Source organism: Pseudomonas sp. GW821-FHT04D07 (assembly GCF_059420225.1).
The window spans coordinates 39,976-66,458 of the sequence record NZ_JBWKTH010000032.1 but is presented as its reverse complement, the minus strand read 5'-3'; the positions used below and the strand labels follow the sequence as shown (position 1 = coordinate 66,458).

General features: G+C 60.3%; 15 protein-coding genes and 4 tRNA genes. 7 read left to right on the top strand and 12 right to left on the bottom strand.

Annotation, left to right across the window (positions count from 1 at the left end; translation table 11 throughout):
- The first annotated feature begins 158 nt into the window (after positions 1-158).
- Positions 159-2,243: a carboxy terminal-processing peptidase gene (locus AC07T0_RS27170; RefSeq protein WP_495004078.1), complete on the top strand. Its 2,085-nt coding sequence runs from the start codon at positions 159-161 to the stop codon at positions 2,241-2,243.
- 136 nt (positions 2,244-2,379) lie between these two features.
- The gene (locus AC07T0_RS27165) at positions 2,380-4,203 is read left to right on the top strand and encodes a bifunctional diguanylate cyclase/phosphodiesterase (RefSeq protein ID WP_495004077.1); all 1,824 of its coding nucleotides are present in this window, start codon (positions 2,380-2,382) and stop codon (positions 4,201-4,203) included.
- Positions 4,204-4,352: 149 nt separating this feature from the next.
- Here AC07T0_RS27165 and AC07T0_RS27160 read toward each other — a convergent pair whose 3' ends face one another.
- The 4 genes from AC07T0_RS27160 to bamJ form a co-directional block, all read right to left on the bottom strand.
- On the bottom strand, positions 4,353-4,724 hold the full coding sequence (locus AC07T0_RS27160) for a hypothetical protein (protein ID WP_040065236.1): 372 nt from the start codon (positions 4,722-4,724) through the stop codon (positions 4,353-4,355).
- On the bottom strand, positions 4,721-5,062 hold the full coding sequence (locus AC07T0_RS27155) for a helix-turn-helix domain-containing protein (protein WP_495004076.1): 342 nt from the start codon (positions 5,060-5,062) through the stop codon (positions 4,721-4,723). Before AC07T0_RS27155 ends, AC07T0_RS27160 begins: the two co-directional genes overlap by 4 nt.
- A gap of 113 nt (positions 5,063-5,175) precedes the next feature.
- Positions 5,176-5,631, bottom strand: coding sequence for a YkvA family protein (locus AC07T0_RS27150; RefSeq protein ID WP_218225263.1), 456 nt, complete (start codon positions 5,629-5,631; stop codon positions 5,176-5,178).
- 293 nt (positions 5,632-5,924) lie between these two features.
- Positions 5,925-6,638: a BamJ family beta-barrel-assembly machinery protein gene (bamJ, locus tag AC07T0_RS27145; RefSeq protein WP_495004075.1), complete on the bottom strand. Its 714-nt coding sequence runs from the start codon at positions 6,636-6,638 to the stop codon at positions 5,925-5,927.
- 267 nt (positions 6,639-6,905) lie between these two features.
- Between bamJ and AC07T0_RS27140 the strand changes: the two genes are divergently transcribed.
- Together AC07T0_RS27140 and AC07T0_RS27135 are read left to right on the top strand one after the other, a co-directional pair.
- Complete coding sequence (locus tag AC07T0_RS27140; protein ID WP_495004074.1) at positions 6,906-8,711, top strand: di-heme-cytochrome C peroxidase; 1,806 nt, start codon at positions 6,906-6,908, stop codon at positions 8,709-8,711.
- A gap of 37 nt (positions 8,712-8,748) precedes the next feature.
- Positions 8,749-9,885 carry a catalase family protein gene (locus tag AC07T0_RS27135; RefSeq protein ID WP_495004073.1) on the top strand — a complete coding sequence of 379 codons (1,137 nt, stop codon included), beginning with the start codon at positions 8,749-8,751 and terminating at the stop codon, positions 9,883-9,885.
- A 251-nt stretch (positions 9,886-10,136) separates the two neighbouring features.
- Here the strand turns inward: AC07T0_RS27135 and AC07T0_RS27130 are convergent.
- The 4 genes from AC07T0_RS27130 to AC07T0_RS27115 all read right to left on the bottom strand — a co-directional run bounded on the left by AC07T0_RS27130 (position 10,137) and on the right by AC07T0_RS27115 (position 10,645).
- Positions 10,137-10,213, bottom strand: a tRNA-Asp gene (locus AC07T0_RS27130).
- Between the two features lie 19 nt (positions 10,214-10,232).
- A tRNA-Val gene (locus AC07T0_RS27125) sits at positions 10,233-10,308 on the bottom strand.
- 165 nt (positions 10,309-10,473) lie between these two features.
- A tRNA-Asp gene (locus AC07T0_RS27120) sits at positions 10,474-10,550 on the bottom strand.
- A 19-nt stretch (positions 10,551-10,569) separates the two neighbouring features.
- Positions 10,570-10,645: transfer RNA gene (locus tag AC07T0_RS27115), tRNA-Val, on the bottom strand.
- Between the two features lie 160 nt (positions 10,646-10,805).
- Here AC07T0_RS27115 and rdgC point away from each other — a divergent pair.
- The 3 genes from rdgC to sugE all read left to right on the top strand — a co-directional run bounded on the left by rdgC (position 10,806) and on the right by sugE (position 13,408).
- Positions 10,806-11,726: a recombination-associated protein RdgC gene (gene rdgC, locus AC07T0_RS27110; RefSeq protein ID WP_495004072.1), complete on the top strand. Its 921-nt coding sequence runs from the start codon at positions 10,806-10,808 to the stop codon at positions 11,724-11,726.
- A gap of 282 nt (positions 11,727-12,008) precedes the next feature.
- On the top strand, positions 12,009-12,974 hold the full coding sequence (locus AC07T0_RS27105; RefSeq protein ID WP_495004071.1) for a bile acid:sodium symporter family protein: 966 nt from the start codon (positions 12,009-12,011) through the stop codon (positions 12,972-12,974).
- Between the two features lie 116 nt (positions 12,975-13,090).
- Positions 13,091-13,408, top strand: a complete 318-nt coding sequence (gene sugE / locus AC07T0_RS27100) for a quaternary ammonium compound efflux SMR transporter SugE (protein ID WP_495004070.1) — start codon at positions 13,091-13,093, stop codon at positions 13,406-13,408.
- Between the two features lie 219 nt (positions 13,409-13,627).
- Here the strand turns inward: sugE and AC07T0_RS27095 are convergent, their stop codons facing one another.
- The 4 genes from AC07T0_RS27095 to AC07T0_RS27080 form a co-directional block, all read right to left on the bottom strand.
- Positions 13,628-15,505, bottom strand: a complete 1,878-nt coding sequence (locus AC07T0_RS27095; protein ID WP_495004069.1) for an MFS transporter — start codon at positions 15,503-15,505, stop codon at positions 13,628-13,630.
- Between the two features lie 91 nt (positions 15,506-15,596).
- Positions 15,597-16,751, bottom strand: coding sequence for a TDT family transporter (locus tag AC07T0_RS27090; RefSeq protein WP_495004068.1), 1,155 nt, complete (start codon positions 16,749-16,751; stop codon positions 15,597-15,599).
- A 191-nt stretch (positions 16,752-16,942) separates the two neighbouring features.
- Positions 16,943-21,739 (bottom strand): hypothetical protein, encoded by a 4,797-nt coding sequence (locus AC07T0_RS27085; RefSeq protein ID WP_495004067.1) that lies wholly within the window; start codon positions 21,737-21,739, stop codon positions 16,943-16,945.
- An 84-nt stretch (positions 21,740-21,823) separates the two neighbouring features.
- Positions 21,824-26,377, bottom strand: a complete 4,554-nt coding sequence (locus tag AC07T0_RS27080) for a Tc toxin subunit A-related protein (RefSeq protein WP_495004066.1) — start codon at positions 26,375-26,377, stop codon at positions 21,824-21,826.
- Positions 26,378-26,483: the final 106 nt, after the last annotated feature.

Sequence of the window (26,483 nt, the reverse complement as noted above, 5' to 3'; positions counted from 1 at the left end):
TGAGCCCGAAGCTGTAGCAGCGGGCTTTTTGCATTATGCGACCGGCCCGAGGCTTGTACGAAAACTCGCAAACGCAGTTTTGGTACAGCGCCCCACGGAACCGGCGACTTTAAAGACGGCCTAATATGCGTTATCAATTGCCCCCGCGTCGAATCAGCATGAAGCATCTGTTCCCCAGCACCGCACTCGCTCTTTTCATTGGCCTTGGCATTTCCACGTTCGCGGCCAATACGTTCGCAGCCAACAGCTGGGACAATCTTCAGCCCGACCATGACGAGGTGATTGCCAGCCTGAACGTCGTCGAGTTGCTCAAGCGTAATCACTACAGCAAGCCGCCGCTGGACAACGCGCGCTCGGTGATCATCTATGAGAGCTATCTCAAGCTGCTCGACCCGTCGCGCAGTTATTTCCTGGCCAGTGACATCGCCGAATTCGACAAATGGAAAAGCCAATTTGACGAGTTCCTCAAAAGCGGCGACCTGAATGCCGGGTTCACCATCTATAAGCGCTACCTGGACCGGGTCAAATCGCGTCTGGACTTCACCCTTGCCGAGCTGAACAAGGGTGTCGACAAGATGGACTTCACCCCCCAGGAATCCTTGCTGATCGATCGCAAGGACGCCCCGTGGCTGAAAACCACCGCCGAGCTCGACGACCTCTGGCGCAAACGCGTCAAGGACGAAGTGCTGCGCCTGAAGATTGCCGGCAAGGAGCCCAAGGCGATCCAGGACCTGCTGGTCAAGCGCTACAAGAATCAGCTGACGCGCCTGGACCAGACCCGCTCCGAAGATATCTTTCAGGCCTACATCAACACCTTTGCGATGTCCTACGACCCGCACACCAACTATCTGTCTCCCGATAGCGCGGAAAACTTCGACATCAATATGAGCCTGTCCCTGGAAGGCATTGGCGCCGTGCTGCAGAGTGACAATGACCTGGTCAAGGTCGTGCGCCTGGTGCCGTCGGGCCCGGCGGACAAAACCAAGCAGGTGGCTCCGGCCGACAAGATCGTCGGTGTCGCCCAGGGCGACAAGGAAATGGTCGACGTGATCGGCTGGCGCCTGGACGAAGTGGTCAAGCTGATCCGCGGGCCGAAAGGCTCGGTGGTGCGCCTGGAAGTGATTCCGGCCAGCAATGCGCCGAACGACCAGACCAGCAAGATCGTTTCCATCACCCGCGAATCGGTGAAGCTGGAAGATCAGGCCGCGAGCAAGTCGATCCTGCACCTCAAGCAGGATGGCAAGGAATACAAGCTCGGGGTGATCGATATCCCGGCCTTCTACCTGGACTTCAAGGCGTTCCGCGCTGGCGATCCAGACTACAAGAGCACCACCCGCGATGTGAAGAAACTGCTCGGAGAGTTGCAGAAGGAGGGCGTCGACGGCGTGGTCATCGACCTGCGCAACAACGGCGGCGGTTCCCTGCAGGAAGCCACCGAGCTGACCAGCCTGTTTATCGACAAGGGTCCGACCGTGCTGGTGCGTAACGCCGAAGGCAAGGTCGACGTGCTCGAAGACGAAAGCCCGGGCGCCTTCTACAAAGGCCCGATGGCGTTGCTGGTCAACCGCTTGTCCGCCTCGGCGTCGGAGATCTTCGCCGGTGCCATGCAGGACTACCACCGCGCCCTGATCATCGGCGGCCAGACCTTCGGCAAAGGCACCGTGCAGACCATCCAGCCGCTCAACCATGGCGAGCTGAAACTGACGTTGGCGAAGTTCTACCGGGTTTCCGGGCAGAGCACCCAGCACCAGGGCGTATTGCCGGACGTGGATTTCCCGTCGATCATCGACACCAAGGAAATCGGCGAGAGCGCGCTGCCGGAAGCCATGCCGTGGGACACCATCCGTCCTTCGATCAAGCCGGCGGTGGATCCGTTCAAGCCGTTCCTGGCCCAGCTCAAGGCTGACCACGAGGCGCGCGCGTCGAAGGATGCGGAGTTCATCTTCATTCGCGACAAGCTGGCCCTGGCCGAGAAGCTGATGAAGGAAAAAACCGTGAGCCTGAACGAGGCCGAGCGGCGTGCCCAGCGCACCGATATCGACGGCAAGCAGCTGGCCATGGAGAACGCCCGTCGCAAGGCCAAGGGCGAAGAACCGCTCAAGGAATTGAAGAAGGAAGACGAGGACGCCTTGCCGCCAGACCCGGACAAGAAAACCAAGCCGGAAGACGACGCCTACCTGAGCGAGACCGGGCGGATTCTGCTGGACTACCTGCGTTTGAACACGGCGGTGGCGAAACATTGATAGATGATGGCAATTTAATTTGAAGGCGCTTTGGAGCGTCATCAAATAGTCATCATTCTGTCGTGAAATAAAGGACTGGGCCTGGCTCTTGTACAGAGAGTCGGGCCCGGTCCTTTTTTTATCGACCGAGACAGCCATGACCATGACCGAACAGCTGAACGCCCTGAGTTCAATCCTGGCTCAGAATGGTCTGCACAGCCTGTTCCAACCGATCATCTCGCTGTCCGAACGACGGATCATCGGCTATGAGGCGCTCAGCCGCGGCCCTTCCAACAGTCCGCTGCACTCGCCCATCAACCTGTTCGCCGTGGCCCGTCAGGCCGGTCGCCTCAGCGAGCTGGAAATGCTTTGCCGCCTCAGTGCCTGCCGCCGCTTCAGCGAACAGAAGTTGCCGGGCAAACTCTTTCTCAACGTCTCGCCGGAATCCTTGCTGGAGCCGACTCACCAGCCCGGGCGCACGCTGAAGTTGTTGCAGGACTTCGGCATCGACCCGAGCAATGTGGTGATCGAACTCACCGAGCAGACCCCGACCGACGATTTCCAACTGCTGCAAAACGCCTTGCATCACTATCGCGCCATGGGCTTCTCCATCGCCCTGGACGACCTGGGGGCCGGCTATTCGAGCTTGCGCCTGTGGTCGGAGCTGCGCCCGGACTATGTGAAGATCGACCGGCACTTTATCGACGGTATCCACCAGGACGGGCTCAAGCGCGAGTTCGTCGGCTCGATCCTGCAAATCGCCAAGGCCTCCCGGGCCCTGGTGATTGCCGAAGGCATCGAGCTGCCGGAGGAGCTGGCGGTGCTGACCGAGATGGGTGTCGACCTGGTCCAGGGCTACCTGCTCTGCCGGCCCCAGGAACAGCCGCCACAGGAAGCACGCACGCTGTTGCCCAAGCTCGAGGCCACCTCGTTGGCCCTCAACGAAGAGGCCGGCGACCTCAGCGCCCTGCTCAGCGTACAACCGGCGGTGGCCCTGAAGACCTCGACGGCGGACGTGCTGGAAGCCTTCCGCCGCCAGGCCAACCTCAACTCGCTGGCGGTGCTCGATGAGCACAATCACCCGTGCGGCATCGTGCACCGCCATTCGCTCTCGGAGGCCCTGCTCAAGCCCTTCGCCACCGAGCTGTTCGCGCGCAAGCCGATCAGCCGGCTGATGAGCAATGACTTCCTGGCGGTGGAGTCGAGCCAGTCCTTGCAGCAGGTCAGCCGCTTGCTCACCAGCCGCGCCCGGCAGCGTATCGAGGAGGATTTCATCATCACCCAGAACGGCCAGTACCTGGGCCTGGGGCGGGTCATCGATGTGTTGAAACTGATTACCGAACTGAAGATCCAGCAGGCCCGCTATGCCAATCCGCTGACCCTGTTGCCGGGCAATGTGCCGATCCAGCAATGCCTGACCCGGTTGCTGCAACAGGCGCGGGAGTCGGTGATCTGCTATGTGGATATCGACAGTTTCAAGCCATTCAACGATATCTATGGCTATGGGCGCGGGGATGAGGTGTTGCTGTGCCTGGCGCAGTGCCTGAACGATCGCGTCGATCCGAGCAGGGATTTCGTCGGACATATCGGCGGCGACGACTTTCTGCTAGTGCTGAGCGAGGAGGATTGGCGCAAGCGTCTGAATCAGTTGCTGGAGGACTTCCAGAACCAGTGTCGGCGCTTTTACCGCGCCGAGCACCTGGAGGCCGGCCGCTTTATCGCCTCGAACCGCCAGGGCCAGCGGCAGGAGTTTCCGTTGTTGTCATTGTCCATCGGCGTGGTGCATCTGAAACCCGAATCCTGCGTTTCACTGGATGCCGCGCAGTTGGCCGAGCTGGCCTCGCAAGCCAAACATCACGCGAAGAATGTGCCGGGGTACAGCATTCATGTGATCGACAGCCAGGCAATTACCGCCGCCACGCCTGACAGCGCCCTGCCCGTCTCGGGCGCGGACGCTGCGCCGACCTGGGCCAAGTCCTAGTCGCCGACGCCGATACCTGTAGGAGCTGGCTTGCCAGCGATGAGGCCGGTAAGTCTTGTCTCGATCTTGCGGACGCCATCGCCGGCAAGCCGGCTCCTACAACAAGGTTATGCGGTGTTTTCAAGATCCCATTCCAGCACTGAGACCTCTCAGGCCTCGGCCGACTCAGGGTAATCGTACTCGAACACCCGCACCACTTCCGAGGCATGCCAGGACGCCGCGGCCACGCCGTCGGACGGGCCGGAAAAACGCCCCAGGCGCTCGACACACTCGAAGAAACCGGTACGCGGTAAACGGCTCGCACCCTGGCTGATCACCAGTGAACTGCGCAGCGGCTGTTCGGCCTTGGCATCCAGGGCCGCCAAATGCTCCAGCGCCGCCGTCAAGGTCTGCATGGCCGGGCTGGGCAACTGCAAACGCTCCAGCAAGGCACGATAAGTCAATAGATGACGCTGGCGACGCGCCTGGTCAAGCTCACCCAGCAGCCCATCCCAGTGCTGACGACTGATGCGCACGCTCACGATGCTTCCCTCCAACCCGCCACACCCAATTCCCAGGCCAGGCTGCGACGAATCGCAGCGTCGGGCTCACGCTCACCGCTTTCGATCAGCCCCAAGTACGACGGACTGATCCCCACCGTACGTGCCAGGGCCTCCAGCGCCAGGCCCTTGGCCTCGCGCAGACTGCGCAACTGCTCGAACGCCGGCAAGGCCGCGGCCGGCGGCGGCGGACTGACAGAGGGGGATTGAGGAGGAGGCTGGCTGCTCAAACCGGCAGCCTTGAGTAACGCTTGATACTGAGCCCAAGGCAGAACCGCATATTCCGGTTCTCCGTCACGTGTAATTATTTGAAGATCCATCACCACACCCCGTAGGACTTTTACACATAGCGAGTCGGCGCTTTCCTTGTAGCTTAATCTTAACAGCCACCAAGGTCGCTAGGGTGTGTGTTCTTCAAGGGAATGGATCGAGATCAATCCTTTTCGTGACGTTGCAGTTGCAACTGCTCGGGTGTGTCCGGCAAATGCTCGATCGCCCGCAGTTGTTCCGGCGCCTGGCGTTCGAGCCAACTGCGGAAAGCCGTCAGTTCCTGATCCAGGGTATTCATCACCCAGGCCAGTACCGCGATGTCGTCGAGCATGCCGAACACCGGGATAAAATCGGGGATGGCATCGATCGGACTGAGGAAGTACATCAAGCCCGCCACCACGGTGATCATCGACTTGACGCTGATGGCCCGGTACTCGCCGCGCCAGTAGGCCAGGCACAGGACCTGCAACAGCTTCAGGTCCTCCCTGAGCTTGCCCAGCCGGCCGCCTTGATGGGCGCTTTTACTGGCCACGGCGAACAACAGGGTGGGCAGACGGCCGCGCAGCAACACACGTTGGGCCAGGGGCAGGAAGCGCGTGAAATTCCAGGGTGCTTTCATCATCACTCCAATCGACAGCGACGCCAGGTTATCCACACAAATTGTGGATAACCTTGTGAACAGAGCCACTTTTCGACGCTGAAAGCCCCGCGTTACAAGGGCCCAGCTCAGATCGGGCGTTTTTTACTCACTGAAAAAAAGCCATTATTTCATTGACTTGGCATCAGTCTACGATTAGGCCGGTTAGCTGAGTATTAAGACTATACCGACCTATAGATGTTCGTTTTCTTACAGCCCGCAACACCCAGAAACGACAACGCCCCGATCACGGGGCGTTGTCATCAGCGCGCGCCTTACTTGGCGGCGTCTGCCTTGGCTGGATCCTTGATGGCCAGCAGTTCCAGGTCGAAGACCAGCACCGAGTTGGCCGGGATCGCCGGGCTTGGGCTTTGTGCGCCGTAAGCCAGGTCGCTTGGGATGTACAGCTTGTACTTCTCGCCGACGTGCATCAGTTGCAGGCCTTCGACCCAACCCGGAATCACACCGCTGACCGGCAGGTCGATCGGGCTGCCACGCTCCACGGAGCTGTCGAAGGTGGTGCCATTGGTCAGTTTGCCGGTGTAGTGAACGGTCACCACGTCGGTCGGCTTGGGCTGAGGACCGTCGGCTTTTTTAACGATTTCATACTGCAGGCCCGAAGCGGTCGTCACGACACCCGGCTTCTTGGCGTTTTCTTCGAGGAATTTCTTGCCGGCAGCCGCCGACTCTTCGCTCAACTTGGCCATGCGCTCTTCAGCGCGTTTCTGCAGGGCAGCAAAGGCTTCGACCAGTTCGTCGTCCTTGAGCTTCTGCGGCTTTTTGCCGACGGCATCTTCGATACCCTGGGCCACGGCCTTGGAGTCCAGGTCGTCCATACCTTCCTGAGCCAGGCTCTTGCCCATGTTCAGACCGATACCGTAGGAAGCTTTTTGCGCCGGGGTTTTCAGCTCTACGCTGGAATGCGAGTCGCAACCCGCGAGTACCAGGCCTACCAGGGCCACCGCCGCCGCCAACCGATGCTGTTTCATGCTATTTCCTTGTTCATGCGCCTAAAGGGCAATCGTATAAAGCCGCGAGCTTATCAGGCCGCCACGACCAATGGCTACCGGCATGAGAGGGGCAAACAGCCAATAAGTTCAGGTGTTTGCGGCATTTTACAAAACCCTGACAGTCTGCTTACGTCTGCACGGACACGACCGGAGCACCACGAGCCAGTAGTCACGGCCATCATGGCTACTTGATGCCAGGCAACCGCTCAGGCATAAGAAGGAAACGACTCGACAAGGAGGGTTATCTTGCGCATTTTTTACCGTGTATTACTGGCAGCATTTCTTCTGCTTTGCCTCGGCATCGCGGTGATCCTGTACTACGTCATCAATCCAAAATTGCCGACTTACGTACCGGCCCAGGTGCGCTATCTGGAGCAATGGAGCGAGGCCGACCGCCAGACCTATTACTACACACCGCAGGGGACCCAGGTCAAAGGCCTGCGTTATGAGTGGTTCACGGCCCTGGAGTTACCGTTTTCCGAACAACGCTTTGCCGAGCCCGCGTATCTGGCGCGCTTCGGCTTTCTGACCGATCCAAGGCAGCCGGCCAGCGCGAACAACCCCGGCAATCTACCGGTGGGTTTCGCCCGTCATCAGAATCCCGGCAGCAACGAGCAGTACCTGGACATCACCTGTGCCGCCTGCCATACCGGTGAGTTGCGCTATAAAGGCCAGGCGCTGCGGATCGACGGCGGCTCGGCCCAGCATGTGCTGCCCTCCAGCGTCCCGACGGTGCGCGGTGGCAGTTTCGGTCAGGCCATGGTGGCAAGCCTGGCCGCCACCTATTACAACCCCTGGAAGTTCAAGCGTTTTGCCCACAAGGTCCTCGGCGATAACTATGACGCCCAGTACGAGCAGTTGCGCGGGGACTTCAAGCAGTCGCTGGAGATCTTCCTGAAGACGGCCTGGAACGACACCCATCGCGGCCTCTATCCGACCCAGGAAGGTCCGGGCCGCACCGACGCCTTCGGCCGCATCGCCAACGCCAGCTTCGGCGATGCCATTTCCGAAAAGAACTACCGCATCGCCAATGCCCCCGTGGATTACCCACAACTCTGGGATATCTGGACCTTCGACTGGGTGCAGTGGACCGCCTCGGCCCAGCAACCCATGGCGCGCAATATCGGCGAAGCGCTGGGGGTCGGCGCGACCCTGAACTTCTTCGACAGCAACAGCCAGCCGCTACAAGGCGCGGATCGCTACCCTTCCGGCGTACGGGTGCGTGACCTGCAACGCATCGAGGAAACCCTCAAACGCCTGCAGCCGCCCCACTGGCCGGAGGATCTGTTCGGCAAGGTCGACCTGCCGTTGGCCGCCAAAGGGCGCGGGCTGTTCGCGGAAAACTGCGCCGGCTGCCATGTGCCGCCGGTGACCATGGAAAACGGGCGCCCGGTGAAACATCTGGTTTCCATTCCGCTCGCGACGATTGGCACCGACCCGAACACCGCCAACAACATCGCCGACAATCGTTACGACCTGAGTGCGCTGCAATGGAACCCGGCCGAGTTGGCGAAGCTGCCGGTGCATCTACACCCGACGCCCGATGCGCCGCTGGACATGACGCAACTGTCGGTGGCCAAGGGCCTGGCCTACGTCACCGCCTTCGTCGAAGAGCGCGCCTATCGTGAAGCCAAGGTCACGCCTGAAGAACGCCCGGCGATGGATGGTTTCGGCCTGCCCATCGGCGTACTCGAACAACGCGCCTACAAGGCCCGGCCGCTGGCCGGCGTGTGGGCCACCCCGCCGTTCCTGCACAACGGCTCGGTGCCATCGCTGTACCAACTGCTCTCGCCCCAGGATGAGCGCGCCAGCAGCTTCTATCGCGGTACCTTCGAATACGATCCGCGTCATCTGGGCTATCGCCCGGAAGCCTTCCCCGATGGTTTCCTGTATGACACCCGGATCAGCGGCAACCACAACAGTGGCCACGAATTCCGTGCCGGCAAGCGTGGCAATGGTGTGATCGGTCGTTTGCTGCAGCCCGAGGAACGCTGGGCCCTGCTCGAATACCTGAAAGTACTGGGCGGCCCGCTGGAGTCGCAACTGCCATGACCCCTCCCCTTCGCGTTCACCTTAAAAGGATGTCTACATGCTGACCCGACTCTGGCTGCGCCTCGGCGCCTTTCTGGGCAAGAGCCTGTTGATCCTGATCGGCCTCGGCCTGGTCGCCTGGGCTCTGGCCAGCGGCTGGTACGCCTGGCGCCACAGTGGCCCGGTGTCCGCCGAGGAACAGATTCCAGCCGACGAATCGGCCATGACCCAGGACATCATCCAGACCGCCGTGCGGATCGTCGACCAGCACCGCGAGGGCACGCGCTACCTGCGTGATGCCCATGCCAAGGCCCATGGTTGCGTGAAGGCCGAAGTCCAGGTGCCTGCCGACCTGAGCAGTGAGTTGCGCCAGGGTGTCTTTGCCGAACCGGGCAAGACCTGGCAGGCGCTGATACGCCTGTCCAACGGCAACGCCTATCCGCAGTTCGACAGTATTCGCGATGCCCGTGGCATGGCGCTGAAGTTGCTCGATGTACCGGGCAAGCAACTGCTACCGGGACAGCAGGGGCGCAATGAGCAGGATTTCGTGATGTTCAGCCACCCGAACTTTTTCGTCAGTGACGTTGCCGAGTACCAGCAGAACATCGGGGCCCAGGCGGACGGCAAGCAGGTGCTGGCGTTTTTCCCGAGTTGGAATCCGACCCGTTGGCAGGTGCGCCATCTGTTTATTGCCCTGGCGACCTTGGCGCCGGCGCCGATCAGTCCGACGCAGACCACTTACTTCTCGGTCGCGCCGTACAAGTTCGGCAATGACAACGCCAAGTTCCGCGTGGCTCCCGATCCGCAGAGCTGCCCGGAATATGCCTTGCCGAAGCAGAATGAGGACCTGCCGAACTTCCTCCGCGGCGCCCTCGGCCAACAGTTATCCACAGACCGCGTCCCGGCCTGTTTTGTCTTGCAGATCCAGCGGCAGAACGCCCATCTGTATATGCCGATCGAAGACACCAGCATCGAGTGGAAGGAGAGCGACGCGCCGTTCCAGACCGTGGCGCGGATTCGGATTCCGGCCCAGGATTTCGATACGCTGGAGCAGAACATCGCCTGTGACAACCAGTCGTTCAGCCCCTGGCACGGATTGGAGGCGCACCGGCCGATTGGGGGAATCAACCGGTTGCGCAAGGCGGTGTATGACGCGGTCAGCGATTACCGGCATAGCCGCAACGCCGAGCAATAGCGTCAAAGCCTGAGTCTTGTGGCGTCCACTCGGGCGCCATCGCCGGCAAGCCGGCTCCCACAGTGGTCCGCATCGAACACAAATCTTGGGGACGACAAAAAACCTGTAGGAGCCGGCTTGCCGGCGATAGCGATGTGAGATTCACCACCGCCATCACTGGCACGGCTCAATAAACCCCAGACGACAAAAAGCCCGCACAAGGCGGGCTTTCTGTGATGACCTGGCGTTCAGCGGTCCAGATCATTTGAAGATGGCGCAGCGGACGGGACTCGAACCCGCGACCCCCGGCGTGACAGGCCGGTATTCTAACCGACTGAACTACCGCTGCGCGTAGCGTTGAAGCGAAATGGTGGGTGATGACGGGATCGAACCGCCGACCCTCTGCTTGTAAGGCAGATGCTCTCCCAGCTGAGCTAATCACCCTTTCGTTTCGGTGCGGGCGAATTATGCCACAAAAAATTCATAACGCACTGATTTAAATAATCTTTTTTCAGCGCATCGATTTCTCGAACAGCCGCACAGCAAAAAGCCCGCACAAGGCGGGCTTTCTGTGATGACCTGGCGTTCAGTGGTCCAGATCATCGAATATGGCGCAGCGGACGGGACTCGAACCCGCGACCCCCGGCGTGACAGGCCGGTATTCTAACCGACTGAACTACCGCTGCGCGTAACACTGATGACGAATGGTGGGTGATGACGGGATCGAACCGCCGACCCTCTGCTTGTAAGGCAGATGCTCTCCCGGCTGAGCTAATCACCCTTCGCTTTCGGTGTGGCGCGCATTCTACGGAGCACTCCGGACTCTGGCAAGCACTTTCTTTAATATTTTTCTCAGGCCTTCCAAAGACTTAGCAGAGGGTTGGCCTATCGGGCCATGAAGAGAATAATGCCCTCCTTTGTATAAAGGAGAGATGCACCCCATGTGGTTCAAGAACCTGCTGATCTACCGCCTGACCCAAGATCTGCCTTTTGATGCCGAGGCGCTGGAGACCGCACTGGCGAGCAAACCGGCCCGCCCCTGTGCAAGCCAGGAGTTGACCACTTACGGTTTCGTCGCGCCCTTCGGCAAAGGCGAAGACGCCCCGCTGGTGCATGTCAGCGGCGATTTTCTGCTGGTGGCCGCGCGCAAGGAAGAACGTATCCTGCCGGGCAGCGTGGTGCGCGATGCGCTGAAGGAAAAGGTCGAGGAGATCGAAGCCGAACAGATGCGCAAGGTCTACAAGAAGGAACGCGACCAGCTCAAGGATGAAATCATCCAGGCATTCCTGCCACGGGCGTTTATCCGTCGCTCCTCGACCTTTGCCGCGATTGCGCCGAAACAGGGCCTGATCCTGGTCAACTCGGCCAGCCCAAAACGCGCCGAAGACCTGCTGTCGACCCTGCGTGAAGTGCTCGGCACCCTGCCGGTGCGGCCGCTGACGGTGAAAACCGCGCCAAGCGCGATCATGACCGAGTGGGTGAAGACCCAGGCAGCCGCGGAACATTTCTTCGTGCTCGATGAATGCGAACTGCGTGACACCCATGAAGACGGCGGTATTGTGCGCTGCAAGCGCCAGGACCTGACTGGCGAGGAAATCCAGCTGCACCTGAGCACCGGCAAGGTGGTGACTCAGTTGTCGATGGCCTGGCAGGACAAACTGTCCTTCGTGCTCGACGACAAGATGGTGGTCAAGCGCCTGAAGTTCGAAGATCTGCTGCAGGATCAGGCCGAACAGGACGGCGGTGAAGAAGCCCTGGGCCAGTTGGATGCCAGCTTCACCTTGATGATGCTGACCTTCGGCGAATTCCTGCCGCAGCTGTTCGACGCCCTGGGTGGCGAGGAAATGCCGCAGGGTATCTGACCGCACGCTGTAAGCGGCGTGAACACCTGTGGGAGCGGAGCTTGCCCGCGAAGAACGATAACGCGGTGTGTCAGACAGACCAGGTTGTCAGCATTCGCGGGCAAGCTCCGCTCCCACAGAGACTCCGTCGTACGCAGGCTCTCGGTTCGACACGGGCATTGTGGGAGTCGGAGTTACCGGGTCGCCGCCCCCTCGATAATCACCAAAGGCTTCGCAGGCAAACGCCTCTGCCACAGGTCCACGCCGGCCTGGTTCGACACCGCATATAACAAGGAAAACACCATGCGCGCACTGGCCACACTCAGCCGCTTCGTCGGCAATACCTTCGCCTACTGGGTGCTGATCTTCGCCGTGCTGGCGTTTCTCCAGCCCAGCTGGTTCATCGCCCTGAAAATCGCCATCGTGCCGCTGCTCGGGCTGGTGATGTTTGGCATGGGCCTGACTCTCAAACTCGACGATTTCGCCGAAGTCGCCCGCCACCCCTGGCGCGTGGCCCTGGGCGTGGTCGCCCACTTTATTATCATGCCAGGCGTCGCCTGGCTGCTCTGCCGGGCCTTCCAGTTGCCGGCGGAAATCGCCGTCGGGGTGATCCTGGTCGGCTGCTGCCCCAGCGGCACCTCCTCCAATGTCATGACCTGGCTGGCCCGCGGCGACCTGGCGCTGTCGGTGGCCATCGCCGCCGTCACCACCCTGCTCGCCCCGCTGCTGACCCCCGCGCTGATCTGGCTGCTGGCCTCGGCCTGGTTGCCAGTGCAGTTCAGCGAGCTGTTCTGGTCGATCCTGCAGGTGGTATTGCTGCCGATCGTGCTGGGAGTCGTCGCCCAACGTCTGCTGGGCGAGCGCGTCCGCCATGCGGTGGAAGTCCTGCCGCTGGTGTCGGTGGTGAGCATCGTGATTATCGTCACCGCCGTGGTCGCCGCCAGCCAGGCGAAGATCGCCGAGTCCGGCCTGCTGATCATGGCCGTGGTGATGCTGCACAACAGCTTCGGCTACCTGCTGGGCTATTTCACCGGCCGCCTGTTCAAGCTGCCACTGGCCCAGCGCAAGTCGCTGGCGCTGGAAGTCGGCATGCAGAACTCAGGGCTGGGCGCCGCGTTGGCCAGCGCGCACTTCTCGCCGCTGGCGGCGGTGCCCAGCGCGCTGTTCAGTGTCTGGCACAATATTTCCGGGGCTCTGCTCTCGACCTGGTTCCGCCGCATGAGTGAAAAGCAGGACCGCGAACAGGCCGCTGAGCGCGCACTGAATTGAAGGAAATTTGACCAGACGGGCAAGAATGCGCACTATAGTGCGCAGCGCAAGGACGACCTTGCGGCTTGAGCGCAGCATCCATCCGGGGACGACCCCATCCATAGATGGAGGTTTTCATGTCCTGGATCATTCTGTTTTTCGCCGGTCTCTTCGAAGTCGGCTGGGCCGTTGGCCTCAAGTACACCGACGGCTTCAGCCGCCCGCTCCCCAGCGTACTCACGGTTACGGCCATGGTCATCAGCCTCGGCCTGCTGGGTTTGGCCATGAAGGAGTTGCCGCTGGGCACCGCCTATGCCATCTGGACCGGTGTCGGCGCGGTGGGCACGGTGATCGCCGGGATCATCCTGTTCGGTGAGTCCATGGCCTTGTTCCGTTTGGCGAGCGTGGCCTTGATCATTGCCGGGTTGGTCGGTTTGAAAGTCTCGGCCGCCTGACACTCTGCTTGATTCAACACGCCCCCCTGTGGGAGGCCCGCGAAGCCGCCAAAAGCTTCGCGGGCAAGCTCCGCTCCCACATCAGAGCTTCGGTCGTACACAAACTCTCGGCACGATACGGATAATTGTGGGAGCAGGATTTACCGGGACGCCGGACCGCCGCGAAGAGGCCCGCAAGGCCACCAAAACTTCGCGGGCAGGCTCCGCTCCCACACACGCCTAGCGGTGCACCATCCCCCGCAACTGCAACACCTGCTCGCGCAACTGCTCCGGCACCGCCACCTCGGCTCCGACCGGCGTTCCCGCCACCAGGGTCACCCGCGACCACAAGCGCCGGAATAACCCCTTGGCCGGATCACGACTGAAGAAACTGCCCCACAAACCTTGCAGAGCCAGCGGAATCACCGGCACCGGGGTTTCCTCCAGCACGCGGGTCATGCCGCCCTTGAATTCGTTGATCTCACCATCAGTGGTCAGCTTGCCCTCGGGAAAGATGCACACCAACTCGCCGTCCTTCAGGTACTCGGCGATTTTCCGGAACGCACGCTCATAGATATCCAGATCCTCACCGCGCCCGGCAATCGGAATCGCCCCGGCCGTGCGGAAGATGAAGTTGAGCACCGGCAAGCGATAGATCTTGTAATACATCACAAACCGAATCGGCCGCCGCACCGCGCCACCAATCAGCAAGGCATCGACAAACGACACATGGTTGCAAACCAGCAAGGCCGACCCCTCATCGGGAATCAGCTCCAGGTTGCGGTGCTCGACGCGGTACATGGAATGGCTGAGCAACCAGATCATGAAGCGCATGCTGAACTCGGGCACGATCTTGAAAATATAGGTGTTGACCGCGATGTTCATCAGCGACACCACCAGGAACAACTCGGGAATCGACAGCTTGGCCACGCTCAGCAGCAGGATCGAGACCATCGCCGAAACCACCATGAACAGCGCGTTGAGGATGTTGTTGGCGGCGATCACCCGGGCCCGCTCGTTCTCGACGGTGCGCGACTGGATCAAGGCATACAGCGGCACGATGTAGAAACCACCGAACACCCCCAGCCCGAGGATATCCACCAGCACCCACCAGGCCTGGTGATAACCCAGGATCGCCAGCCAGTCGTTGGCCTGCACGTTCTGCGGCAGGTTGCCGGAATGCCACCACAACAACAGACCAAACAGCGTCAGCCCGAACGAACCGAAAGGCACCAGGCCGATTTCCACCTTGCGTCCCGACAGCCGTTCGCAAAGCATGGAGCCGGCGGCAATCCCCACCGAAAACACGGTGAGGATCAGCGTCACCACGGTTTCATCGCCGTACAACCACTCCTTGGCGTACGCCGGAATCTGCGTCAGGTAGATCGCCCCGACAAACCAGAACCAGGAGTTGCCGACAATCGACCGCGACACCGCCGGCGTCTGCCCCAGGCCCAGGCGCAAGGTGGCCCAGGACTGGCTGAAGATATTCCAGTCCAGCCGTAGCTGCGGGCTCGCCGCCGCCGCCCGGGGAATGCTGCGGCTGGCCAGGTAACCGAGCACCGCCACCAACACAATGGCGCTGGACACGATAGGTGCGTAGTGCGCCGAAGACATCATCACCCCGGCACCGATGGTCCCCGCCAGGATCGCCAGGAAGGTACCCATTTCCACCAGGCCGTTGCCCCCCACCAGTTCGTCTTCAGCCAGGGCCTGGGGCAGAATCGAGTATTTGACCGGGCCGAACAGCGCCGAGTGGGTGCCCATGGCGAACAACGTCACCAGCATCAGCGACAGGTGATCGAACACAAAGCCCACGGCTCCCACCGCCATGATCGCGATTTCACCCAGCTTGATCACCCGGATCAGCGCGTCCTTGGCGAACTTTTCACCGAACTGTCCGGCCAGGGCCGAGAACAGGAAAAACGGCAGGATGAACAGCAAGGCACAGAGGTTCACCCAGATACCGCGATCCCCGGTGAGGGCGAGCTTGTAGAGGATGGCGAGGATCAACGACTGCTTGAACAGATTGTCGTTGAAAGCCCCGAGGGACTGCGTCACGAAGAACGGCAGGAAGCGCCGTGTACGCAGCAGGCTGAACTGTGAGGGGTGACTCATCTTCCCTGTACCTGAGTGGCGCCGAGAGCGGCTTTCTTGTTGGAAGGCGGATCACCGCCCCCGGGCCACAACCTTACCTAAAATCGGGCAACTATTTCGCTATTCCTGCCAGGCAGGGCGAAACAAAAAGCTCGCCTTCATAGGCCCCGCGCAGGGTCCGCGCACCGACAATCAACCAGAGCACCGCCAGCAACGCTACCAGCAGCAGGCCGAAGCCACTGAAAAAACCCAGGTGCAAGGCGCTGCCCAACTTCAAGGTCGCCAGGGAGTAGACCCCCAAGGGGAAGGTGAAGCCCCACCAGCCGAGATTGAACGGGATACCCCGGCGCAGATAACGCAGGGTGATCAGCACCGCCATCAGCATCCACCACAGGCCGAAGCCCCAGAGGATGATCCCGGCCACCAGGCCCAGGCCACTGGCGATCTCGCCGATACCCGACAGCCCGTTGGCGGCAAAAATCGCCGGCGAGTCCGCCCCCAGCACCAGCATGCCCAATGCACCGGTGCCGATCGGCCCCAGGGCCAGCCAGCTCGAAGCCGCCATATTTTCATGAGGCAATTTGTGCAAGGCCATGCGCAACAGCAGGATCACCAGGATGCTGAACGCCACCGGCACCGAGAAGGCCCAGAGCACGTAGCTGGTGATCAACACGTTGAGTTGCCTATGGGTATCGAGCAGGTGCGGCGCCAGCAGGCCACCGCTGGCCGCCGCCACTTCCGCGGCCACCACCGGTAACAGCCAGACCGCCGTCATCTGGTCGATGCTGTGCTCCTGGCGGGTGAACATCAGGTAGGGAATCAGCACGCCGCAGGCCAGGGACATCGCCACGTCGATCCACCACAGCACTTCGGCGACCTGCACCGCGCTGTCGCCCCAGCGCGGCACGCCAAACAGCAGGAAACCGTTGATGATGGTCGCCAGCCCCATGGGAATGGTGCCGAAGAACATCGAGACCGTGGAGTGCCCGAAAATCCGCCGCGCCTCCCGGAAGAACAATACCCAGCGCGCGCCGTAGAGCAGGCTGAACACGGCGAACAGCAGGATATTGAACAGCCACAGGCCTTCGGCTAAGGCATGCTGGCCGGGGACTTCGATCGGCAACTGGGCCAAGGCCAGCGCCAGCACACCGGTGCCCATGGTGGCGGCGAACCAGTTGGGGGTGAACTGGCGAATGACTTCACGGGGGTGCTGCAAGTGGCCCAGAGGCCGGATTCCGAATTTGACACTATTGGCACACGTTTGCATGGCTGACTCCTGTCCTCAGGTGAGGTTGCAGCCATCATAGAACTGGATCGAATATCCATATAACGGGTAATTTCTCTAACTATTATCTGCTTCATAGATAAGCAATCAGCAGCTGACAGCACCAGCGGTCTTTTCTGGAAGACATGCCCGGCTTGCGCCTGGCCGGGCAGTCAATCGTCGATCATCGTCCGTCACGGCCTGACGACGGTGAGGGTGCGTACGTTTGAGTACACCGGAGCGCCGCTGTGATAGAGCGACTTGGCGTAGAGGCGGCGGTCGCCTAGTCCGACGGTTATAACGAGTGTCCAATTGCCGAACGTAATATCACTTGTAACCTCCCCCTTGGAAACCGCGCTGGAGCCACTGCCGTCGAATATCTCGACTGTCTGTCCCCGGCTCGCCTGACCGGACAATCTCAGCTCCGTGCTGGAGGTGCTACCCCCATCTTGGATCTCTTTATTATCGGGGTCTCTGACATAGTCAAGGGTGGGGTTGATCAGCGGCACGACATGGAGATGGCGTACACTTGAGTATGGGGATGGATAGCCGTCCAAGGGATAGAGCGCTTTGGCGTAAAAAGCGTATCGTCCAATCGCGACGGTTAAATTGCATTCCCATGTACCGGTTAGTGGATTGGCTGTCGCCTGGCCCTTGGGCACTTCGTTTTCGTACCAGCCATCGACAATCGCGACGTTCCGGCCCTTGCTCGCCTGACCTGACAGTTTCAACCGGGTACTGACGGTGTAGCGTTGGAGGATTCCCGCCGGGACTTCTTTATCGTTGGCATCCTTGACACTGACAATCGTCGGCAGTGTCACGACCACGAAATTGCGTTCATTTGAAAGTACCGGGCTGACAGGATAGAGCGCCTTGGCGTATAGGCGGCGTGGCCCCTCTTCGACGGTTATAACGTGGACCCACAAGCCGAGCAGACGATCGGCGGTAGCCTCCCCCTTGGAAACCGCACCGCTTCCACTGCCATCGAATATCTCGACTTTCTGCCCCTTGTTCGCCCGCCCTGCCAGTTGCAGCGTCGTGCTACGGGCGAAGCCCCCCTCCGGGATCTCTTTATTGCCGTCTGATACGCTGTCAAGGGTCGGTATGACCTGCTCCAGTTTGACGGTATAGGTGCGCAACGGAAAGGTCTGCGCATTGGCCTCGTTGGTGGTCTTGCTGAAGTCGGCCTTGAACTCCATGGTCAGGGTGCTGCCATCCTTCAGTTCTCTCAGATAACTGTAGGCGGCGGAGACGTCATAGTAGCCTTGGTCTATCCAGGTCTCACTGGTCCTCGGGCCCCATGGTGGTGGCGTCCAGATATCCAGGTTATAGGGGGAAGTCCCGTCGACTTTTGTGCCCTTGAGGCGCAGCCACACATCCTGATTCGGCGCAATCAGCGGCCAGATACCAACCCTGCAGGTGACATCGGCGCTGATGGTGTTCAGGTCCAACTCGGTGCCTTCACCGCTGTTTTGGGCTTGCAGAATTTTAGGCACGGCGGCCTCTAGATCGCCGGGAGCGAAGGTCTGCACCGCCAGGTTGAGTGCGGCTGAGGGATCGGAGGTTTCGCCGTTGCGAATCACGCTGTAGGTCACCGTCACCGGCTTGCCCAGGTTATAGGCGAGCACCTCGACCGGAATAGGGATCTCGCGGCTGGTGGGCAGCGCCTGTGCCGGGGTGGTGTGCGAACCCTCTCCCGCAGTGCCGGTCCAGGTCACACGGACCTGATCACCGGGTAGGACGCCGTACTCGGGAATCACCACGGTCAGGGCATCCTTGGCCGCCACCGGATTCAATTGCTGGCTGGGCGCGGTGCCGGTGGCCTGCTTGACCCTGGGAGCGGACAGGTCCATGGCCGCACGGACCCTATAGGTGCGCAACGGAAAGGTCTGCGCATTGGCTTCATTGGTGGTCTGGCTGAAGTCGGCCTTGAACTCCATGGTCAGGGTGCTGCCGTCCTTCAGTTCTTTCAGATAACTGTAGGCAGCGGAGACGTCATAGTAGCCTTGGCTTATCCAGGTCGGATTGGTCCTCGGACTTCGTGGCGGCGGTGCCCAGATATTCAGGTCATAGGGAGTAGTTCCATCGGCCTTCGTGCCCTTGAGGCGCAGCCACACGTCCTGGTCTGGCGCAATCAGCGGCCAGGTGCCTGCCCGGCAAGTGGCATTGGCGCTGATGGTGTTCAGGTCCAGCTCGCTGCCTTCACCGCCGTTTTCGGCTTGCAGGATCTTCGGCCTGGCGGCCTGTAGATCGCCGGGAGCGAAGGTCTGCACCGCCAGGTTGAGCGCGGCTGAGGGATCGGAGGCTTCGCCGTTGCGAATTACGCTGTAGGTCACCGTCACCGGTTTGCCCAGGTTGTAAGCGAGCACCTCGACCGGAATAGGGATCTCGCGGCTGGTAGGGAGCGCTTGCGCCGGGGTGGTGTGCGAGCCATCTCCCGCGGTGCCGGTCCAGGTCACGCGGACCTGATCGCCGGGTTGGAAACCGTACTCCGGAATCACCACGGTCAGGGCATTTTTGGCCGCCACCGGATTCAATTGCTGGCTCGGCGCGGTGCCGGTGGCCTGCTTGACCCTCGGGGCGGACAGGTCCATGGCCGCACGGATGGTATAGGTGCGCAACGGAAAGGTCTGCGCATTGGCCTCGTTGGTGGTCTGGCTGAAATCCACCTTGAATTCTATCGTCAGGGTACTGCCATCCTTCAGCTCTTTCAGATAGCTGTAGGCGGCGGAGACCTCATAGTAGCCTTGGTCTGTCCAAGTCGTACTGGCGATCGGCCCCCGTGGCGGCGGTGCCCAGATATTCAGGTTATAGGGGGAAGTCCCGTCGGCTTTCGTGCCCTTGAGGCGCAGCCATAGATCCTGGCCCGGCGCAATCAGCGGCCAGATGCCGATCCGGCAGGTGACATTGGCGCTAATACCATTGAGGTCCAGCTCGGAGCCTTCACCGCCGTTTTCGGCTTGCCGAATTTTCGGCCTGGCATCCTGTAGATCGCCGGGAGCGAAGATTTTCACCTCCAGGTGGAACAAATCCGATGGCGGTGACTCGTTGCCGCCGCGAGGGGTGACGGTGTAACTGACCGTCACCGACTGGCCCAGACTGTAGGCAATCACCGACACCGGTAACGGGATCGTCTTCTCGCCTATCGTGCCCACCTCAACCGGTAACGTGGTATAGGAGCCTTCGGCCGGACTGCCGGCCACCCCGGTCCAGGTGACGCGGATCTCGTCGGTACCGCGCATGCCGTCATATTGCGGCACCACCGCTGTCAGCGTGGCCAGCGCCGCAAGCGGATCGAGTTGGTCGCCGGGCGCCTCGGCGATGGCCAAAGCGGGCAGCTCGTTGATACCACCATTCAATGTCAGTGACTGTTTGAAACGAATGCAGTCGAGGCGCAGTGCAAAGTCGCCAATGACATCCGCCGTCGTGGTGATGTTCCAGGTGAGGCCGCTCGCGGTCAGGGGTCGCTCGCCCGTCGGCTCGAGCTGAAGCTTTTGCGCGGGATCGACGCTGAACGCCAGATCCTGACCGATCAGCACGCTGTCGGAGCGTGGTTTGAGGGTCAACTGGTAGGACTGGCCGGGCAGAATCCACCAATGGTCGTCGGGTGAAATTTCCGTTCCGCCAACGCTGAGTTCGAACTGCGCCCATTTGCGGGTCGGGATGGTCTTGACGGCAAAGGCTTGCGTATCGGCTTCAGGCGTGTAAGGACTGTCGACGAGCGCGATGACCGTGGCATCGGCGGCTGGCTGGTAGCCAAACACTGCCACACCCTCCTCGCCGGTGAACAGGGTTTCCAGAAGGTCGCCGTCCTGGCGCCATTCGACGGCGACACCGGGTTCCGGATTGCCGGAGACCGCGTAATGAACGCTCACCTGAAGATCGATGGTTTCCTCTTCCTCGACGCTTGGCCAATAGTCGGGCTGCCCATGGTCGCTGAGGTCGAGCTTGTAGGGCCCGACGATGCAGGCCAAGGCCTCATGGGGCTCGGCATGATAGACACTTTCGAAGCGCAGGGTGGCGGTCCTGCCGTTGACGCTGGGGTCATCGGCATCGTGGCGAATTTCCCAGACCTTGGCGATAGGCTGGGCATCGTCATCCGCGTCGGGCTCTGTCGCTGCCACTTGCAACCCGGCCTGCCCGGCCTCGCTCTGATCGGTAAAGGAGGCATAGGCGCTGGTGCCGGTATAAATCCCGCCGCCAGCCCACCCGCAGTCTTCGGCCACCGGCAGGGAGAGATGATGCGCCCCGCCCCCCCGACAGATCGGCATATAGCGGCGGCCGTCCTTTTCCACCCAATAGCGGGCGCTGCTCCCGTCAAATTCGGGTGCGGGTTCATGGGTGCTCAGCGCCAGCGGCTTGAGATGCACGAACACCGACACACCTTCGGCCATCTCGGGAGAAACATCCGTGCCCAGGGCCTTGCCGGAAAAATGCAACTCACCCGGGCCGGCCGGCCAGCCCGGCTCTTGCGCGACGGGCTGATCACTATCGGGCTCGCTCGTCGCCTCGGCGACGGCGGCGGCATCGAACAGGCCGGACTGAAGGGCCAGGGTCGCCTTGGGCCGAGTGATTTCGTCGTTCAGATCCATTTTGTCATCGCAGATCAGCCAGTCTCGCGGCGGTTCCGCAGCCGCGTTCACGGTGCTCGTCTGCAACTCACGGGTCCAGAAATGCGCCCCACCGTTGAAATACGCCACCACCCTCGGATTGGCGCTCGCTTGCTGCGTCGGCTGATACAGGAACCTGAGTTGATAGCCGGGCGCCGCCGTCAGGCGCAGGTCGATTGGCAGATCGAACTCGATCGCGGCTTCCACTTCGCCATAGAGATAGACATACCGACGCTGGGTGTCATTGCTTGACACGTAGATAAGATCGGCACCGCTGAAGCCTGCTCCCGTGCGTCTCTTCCATTCGGCAGGCCAAGTGCTCGTAGGCAGGTCGGCTGCCGTGCCCAACAGGTTGCGTTTGATCCGTTTTTGCGCGTTCATGTCCACACTCCCCAACAGGTTGTGTTTGCGTCGGTCCGGGCGACTGCGTGCCAGGCTTGAACAAGGCTGGGTGGGTTCCCCGCCCTACTGGCGAAACCCCGTTTCACTTAAAAGCCCTTCGATCTTTTCGGCGAAGTCTCTGCCGCCATCCAGAGCGGTGTATTCCACTTCGACGATAATGTCGGTCAGCGATGCGAGAAGCTGCTCTTGCTTGCCGGGGAGAGCCCGTGGAATAGCGATCTGCCATGAGGAGATCGCGCCGGTTCGTTCAAAGGACGCGTAGCGCTCTTCGTCGAAGGCAAAACGCGAGCCGGTACCGTCATCGTCGAGTCCGTCGGAAACCGCGATTTGCGGCTGGGCGCGCAGGTTGTAGCGCACATAGGTGGTATCGGCATCGGCATGTCGTGGATCGTAGAGATGACGAGCGCCGCCAAGATCGGGTTTGATCAAGAGCTTGCTGGAGATTTGCGTGAGCATCATGCTGACCGTTTCATAGGGGCCGAGCAGCGCCGGCAGCGTGATCGATACACGCCGGATCTGACGCAGATAATGGCCGGGATAGTCGCTGTCGTAAAACCGGCTATCGAGGCTGAAGTCCAGTTTTCCGCTGCTCTGGAGCGTACGAAGTTTATCTGTCCACTCTTCTGGCGCGAAATAGTCGCGCAGCGAGACCATTTTCCTGATCGTCAAGCGCCGTTCATAGCGATGGACAAACGCCGACTCCATGCGCAGCAGGCCAAGTGTCAGCGTCTCGCCGGCCGTGAAGCCATGATGGCTGTCGACCCAGGCGCCGGGCAGGATAAAATGGGTGTCATAATCGCCAATTTCATATTGCCAGCAGGACTGCACCGACAAACACAGGGCGGTCACCGCATCGTAGGTCTGGAAATAAAGCGTGGCCATCTTGCTTTGCATCCAGCGATAGAGCGATGCCCGGGAGGTGCGGGTCTGGGTGAGAAACGCATACATCTCCCTGGCTTGTTCGATGGCGCGCACCTGCTGATTGAGCGAGACCACCGACGCCTTGATCTGGATGGCCTGGGCTTGCAGTTGCTGATTCAGCGCCTCGCGCTCGGCGATCGCTGCGTTGTGCTGGAAGTTCCACTCTTGACGCAAGCGCTGTTGCGAAGCGTAGCGATCATGCAGGCCGCTGTAGAGCGATTCACTTTGACTGTAGGTACTGGCTGCTGCTGCGACAGAATGTGCCGGACCACCGTATTTCATGCCCCCCGAGGCCACACCGAAAATATTGGCAAAGGTTTCCGCCGCGTGTCCGAAACTGCTGCTGATTCCCGAGGTCAAGGCGCCTGTTTTTGCACGCTTCAGATTCTCGCTCGCCTCGATTTCGTCCTTGTTGAGATCCTTCTGGATCAACTTCTCGTAATAGGTTTCTCGCTCAACAATCGCCTGTCGGGAAGCCTCAAGGGCGTCCCACATGGCATCGGCATGACGCTTCAGTTCGACTTGCAGCTCGCGGCTGAAGTCGCCCATCTCGATAAGATGTTCTTGTTGCAGGGTTTCCTGCTCGCAGCGATCCGCCTGTTCGATGTATTGCCGGAGTTGATCGCCAAACCGGCACAGGGTCTGTACCGCTTGTTGCGCACGGGGCAAGATGGCGCTGAAGCGATAAGGCGGGACGACCGGCGGCGTCAGGATGTCCCGCAGGTTGAAGCCGCCACCACCGGCCTGGGCCCGCATCAGGTCCTTGGGGTTGATGGGCGTGTCGTAAAGCGGCAGGTCGATGGGCTTGCCGTCGAGGGTCAGATAGTGCCGCAGGTTGTGCAGGCGTGCTTCCAAAGTGTCCCAGAGATCCAGCAGGTCCCGGTTGATTTCCGGGCGGAAGTCCGGGTGGTCCAGCAGGGGCGCCAAGAGTGTATGGCCGGATGTCAGCGGCAGATTGATCAGCGTATCGACCGATAGCGATGGGCCGAGCGCATCGAAACACTCGAGGTTTCGAGCAGCCTCCAGCTCACTGAGTGATTTTGGCGTCCAGTTGGAGGCCCCGCGCACGTCAGGGGCCGGCCCCATCATGCGCGCCGCCCTCAGGTAGAGCATTTTGGCTTCGGTCAGGCTGTCGCGCGTGAGTTGTCGATAAAGCCAATCTCCCCATTCAATCAGGGTTTCGACATAATCGCGAAAAATCCGTTTGCGATAATGGATCGGGCTGCTGTAGGCGATGGCATCCGGATCGGCGGGCGAGGCCACTTCGAAGCTTGGGTCGCCCGCCATCAGCAACGGACGCGAGCGCCAATAGGCGGTGGTTTCGACCCGTCCCGGATTGATCCTGGCGGACGGGTCGAACAGATAGTGCAACCATCCCAGCGCATCCTCGTAGCTCATTTCGCGGCGCAACCGTACCGCTATCAGATGTGGAAGATGGAAGAATATCTCCCAGAAATAGCGCCCGTTCGCCCCGTGGAAATCGAGAAATTCCGGCTTATCGGCCCCCGGGCGCGGTGGTTCTTCGGTGTGCTGACTGTCCCAGGAGAGCAAATTTTCGATGGAGAGCGCCGCCCGCTCCACCAATTCGCGACCGAATGTGGTGTTCAGGCGGATGGCTTCGACGGTTTTGTCCGCACCGAACTCAGCCCCAAAATCGAGAAACTGACCGGCTTGGCCTTGAACGCTTTCGGGTCCCCTTACAAGCCTCGGCCCATTGAGTCGCGGCGGCTTCAACCTGACCTCGTATTCTTGATAACCCTGGCTCCAGGTGTCGTCCATGTATTCCCCCAACCCGACGGCAACGATTTGCGGATTGCCCGCCAAAGGGGTCAAGTTCAAGTGCAACGCAGCGCCATTAAATCGAAACAGCCGCAGCTCACCGGCAGGCGCCTTGTCTTCGCCTACCCAAATTGGCAGGGCGAGTGGAGCCGCGGATTGAGTACCACGACGAGAGAATTTTTTATTGATTGCAAAGTTGGAACTGCCGTTGCTCGTGATTTTCAGCCAGGTTCCATGAACGCTGTAGTCGTCATCCGCTAGATTGGCCATCTGCCAAAATATATCTCTATAATCGCCATCACTGTTTAACGCCGGAACGGTCGTGGCAACTATCGCGTGCCCTCCATCAAACGTCACGACATGGCCCGCCGCCCCCTGCTCGTTTAAAAACTCGATCCGTGCGGGGGACGTATAATTACCCGACGCAAAATCAATCACTATGCTGTAGTAGGCGGAATGACGGGCTTCGACAGGGGACGGCTCATGGAGACTAATGTCAATATCAATAAAGGCATATTGTGCCAAGAGATTGGGGTGAACCCGCGCGCGTGAATGAGATATCCATTTCTCATACAGTTTCTGCACGCTACCCACTGTGACAAAAAGCTGTTTTCCAGCGATGTTCATTGCCCCTAGAAGTAGGTAGCGTGTGAGCCCAGACGGATGTTCATTGCTTTTAACTCGAATGGACTCGACCGCCCATCCCTTGTAATCGCTGTCTTCGCCCAACAGCGGTAAGCGTCGTTGGAGGTAAGACGGACCTTTATCCGGCTCCTCCCTCGAATATTGCTCAAGCAGGTGATCGATGTGACCACGCTCTTTTTCCGCGAGATCAATGCGGTTCAACAGTTCATCCCACGCGTAATAGCCTGTTGTGCTTTCACCATCGGTGGTCGACAGGATAACGCCGAGCACCATCTGTTTTGCTTCCTTGGTAAGCCCGCTATCGCTAACGATCGCCAGAAGATGATTACCTTCCTCATCGGCGCGTACACGTCGATGGTGCTTACCGAGTGCCACGCTTTTGCGCTCGAGCATGACCGTGTCAACGGTAAAGGGCGGCGCCCAGGTACCACTCAAACTGCGATAGGAGAAGCGAATATCAAACTGGTCCCAGTTAAGTCCCTCACTCCCGCCGATTTCATTGAGGGACGACCGGCTCACCCAGAACACATAAAGCCGGTTGCCAAAGAAGGTCAGGCGCACATTCGTTGCATCGCCAATCCCGGCCTCGATGGGCTCCCATTCGCTCCAGGCACTGGGAGGAACACGTGTTTGCGCCTCGCCGAGAACAATGGCGGCCTTGCGCCAGTAATGTTTGTTATCGCCACGCTTGCGCCCGAGAAAATAATAATCCGCCCGATAAACAGTTGAATCGGACCTAACAAAAGGCCCATCGATATAACCGTTGAGCACATCGATGTCGGCGATATCCTCGAATTTCTCGAGATAGGCGAGAACCGACGATCGTGCCCGCTCAGTGTTGAGGCGCCCCTGCGCCAGATCCCCTTCCAACTGTTGGTAAAACCGTGATTTGACAATGCGCAATTCCGGATCGATATAGTTTTCCGGATAGCTTTGCAGTTTCTGCGCGCCGGCCCAGATCGCATAACGGCTTTCCCACTGGCGCCAGGTTTCGACTTCCCGCTCATCGAAATCCTGCCCGAAACCCGGCTCGTCACCGGAGTAGATACCGTGGATATAGCGCTGCAAGCTGGCGATCCTCTCGCCCACGGCGGAGGTCTTCGGCGCCGTGCCGACATGGTGGTCGAACAGGTGATAGGCGTCGAGATCGGCGGCGCTCGCCAACACATTCGTATCGCCGTCCCGGGCCGCCACGGCGCCCAAATAACATTCAAGGAGCGCTTCCTGGCGCTGCTTGCTCAAGGCTTCGAGTTTCGTCGTAAGATCGGTCATGACCACGCCTCTTGGAAGTTCATTCCTGATGGCTGATCCCCCCTTATGCGCTCTCGACATCGGCGCGGAGGAATCGATGTACGTCTGCAATGCGTAAAAAAACCAT

Bases quoted from the DNA above. Each gene is read 5' to 3' on its own strand.
- AC07T0_RS27090 (WP_495004068.1), bottom strand. From the start codon at position 16,751: ATGCAAACGTGTGCCAATAGTGTCAAATTCGGAATCCGGCCTCTGGGC.
- AC07T0_RS27150 (WP_218225263.1), bottom strand. From the start codon at position 5,631: ATGAAAGCACCCTGGAATTTCACGCGCTTCCTGCCCCTGGCCCAACGT.
- AC07T0_RS27095 (WP_495004069.1), bottom strand. From the start codon at position 15,505: ATGAGTCACCCCTCACAGTTCAGCCTGCTGCGTACACGGCGCTTCCTG.
- AC07T0_RS27080 (WP_495004066.1), bottom strand. From the start codon at position 26,377: ATGACCGATCTTACGACGAAACTCGAAGCCTTGAGCAAGCAGCGCCAG.
- AC07T0_RS27135 (WP_495004073.1), top strand. From the start codon at position 8,749: ATGCTGACCCGACTCTGGCTGCGCCTCGGCGCCTTTCTGGGCAAGAGC.
- AC07T0_RS27085 (WP_495004067.1), bottom strand. From the start codon at position 21,739: ATGAACGCGCAAAAACGGATCAAACGCAACCTGTTGGGCACGGCAGCC.
- sugE (WP_495004070.1), top strand. From the start codon at position 13,091: ATGTCCTGGATCATTCTGTTTTTCGCCGGTCTCTTCGAAGTCGGCTGG.
- AC07T0_RS27165 (WP_495004077.1), top strand. From the start codon at position 2,380: ATGACCATGACCGAACAGCTGAACGCCCTGAGTTCAATCCTGGCTCAG.
- AC07T0_RS27105 (WP_495004071.1), top strand. From the start codon at position 12,009: ATGCGCGCACTGGCCACACTCAGCCGCTTCGTCGGCAATACCTTCGCC.
- bamJ (WP_495004075.1), bottom strand. From the start codon at position 6,638: ATGAAACAGCATCGGTTGGCGGCGGCGGTGGCCCTGGTAGGCCTGGTA.
- AC07T0_RS27155 (WP_495004076.1), bottom strand. From the start codon at position 5,062: ATGGATCTTCAAATAATTACACGTGACGGAGAACCGGAATATGCGGTT.
- rdgC (WP_495004072.1), top strand. From the start codon at position 10,806: ATGTGGTTCAAGAACCTGCTGATCTACCGCCTGACCCAAGATCTGCCT.
- AC07T0_RS27170 (WP_495004078.1), top strand. From the start codon at position 159: ATGAAGCATCTGTTCCCCAGCACCGCACTCGCTCTTTTCATTGGCCTT.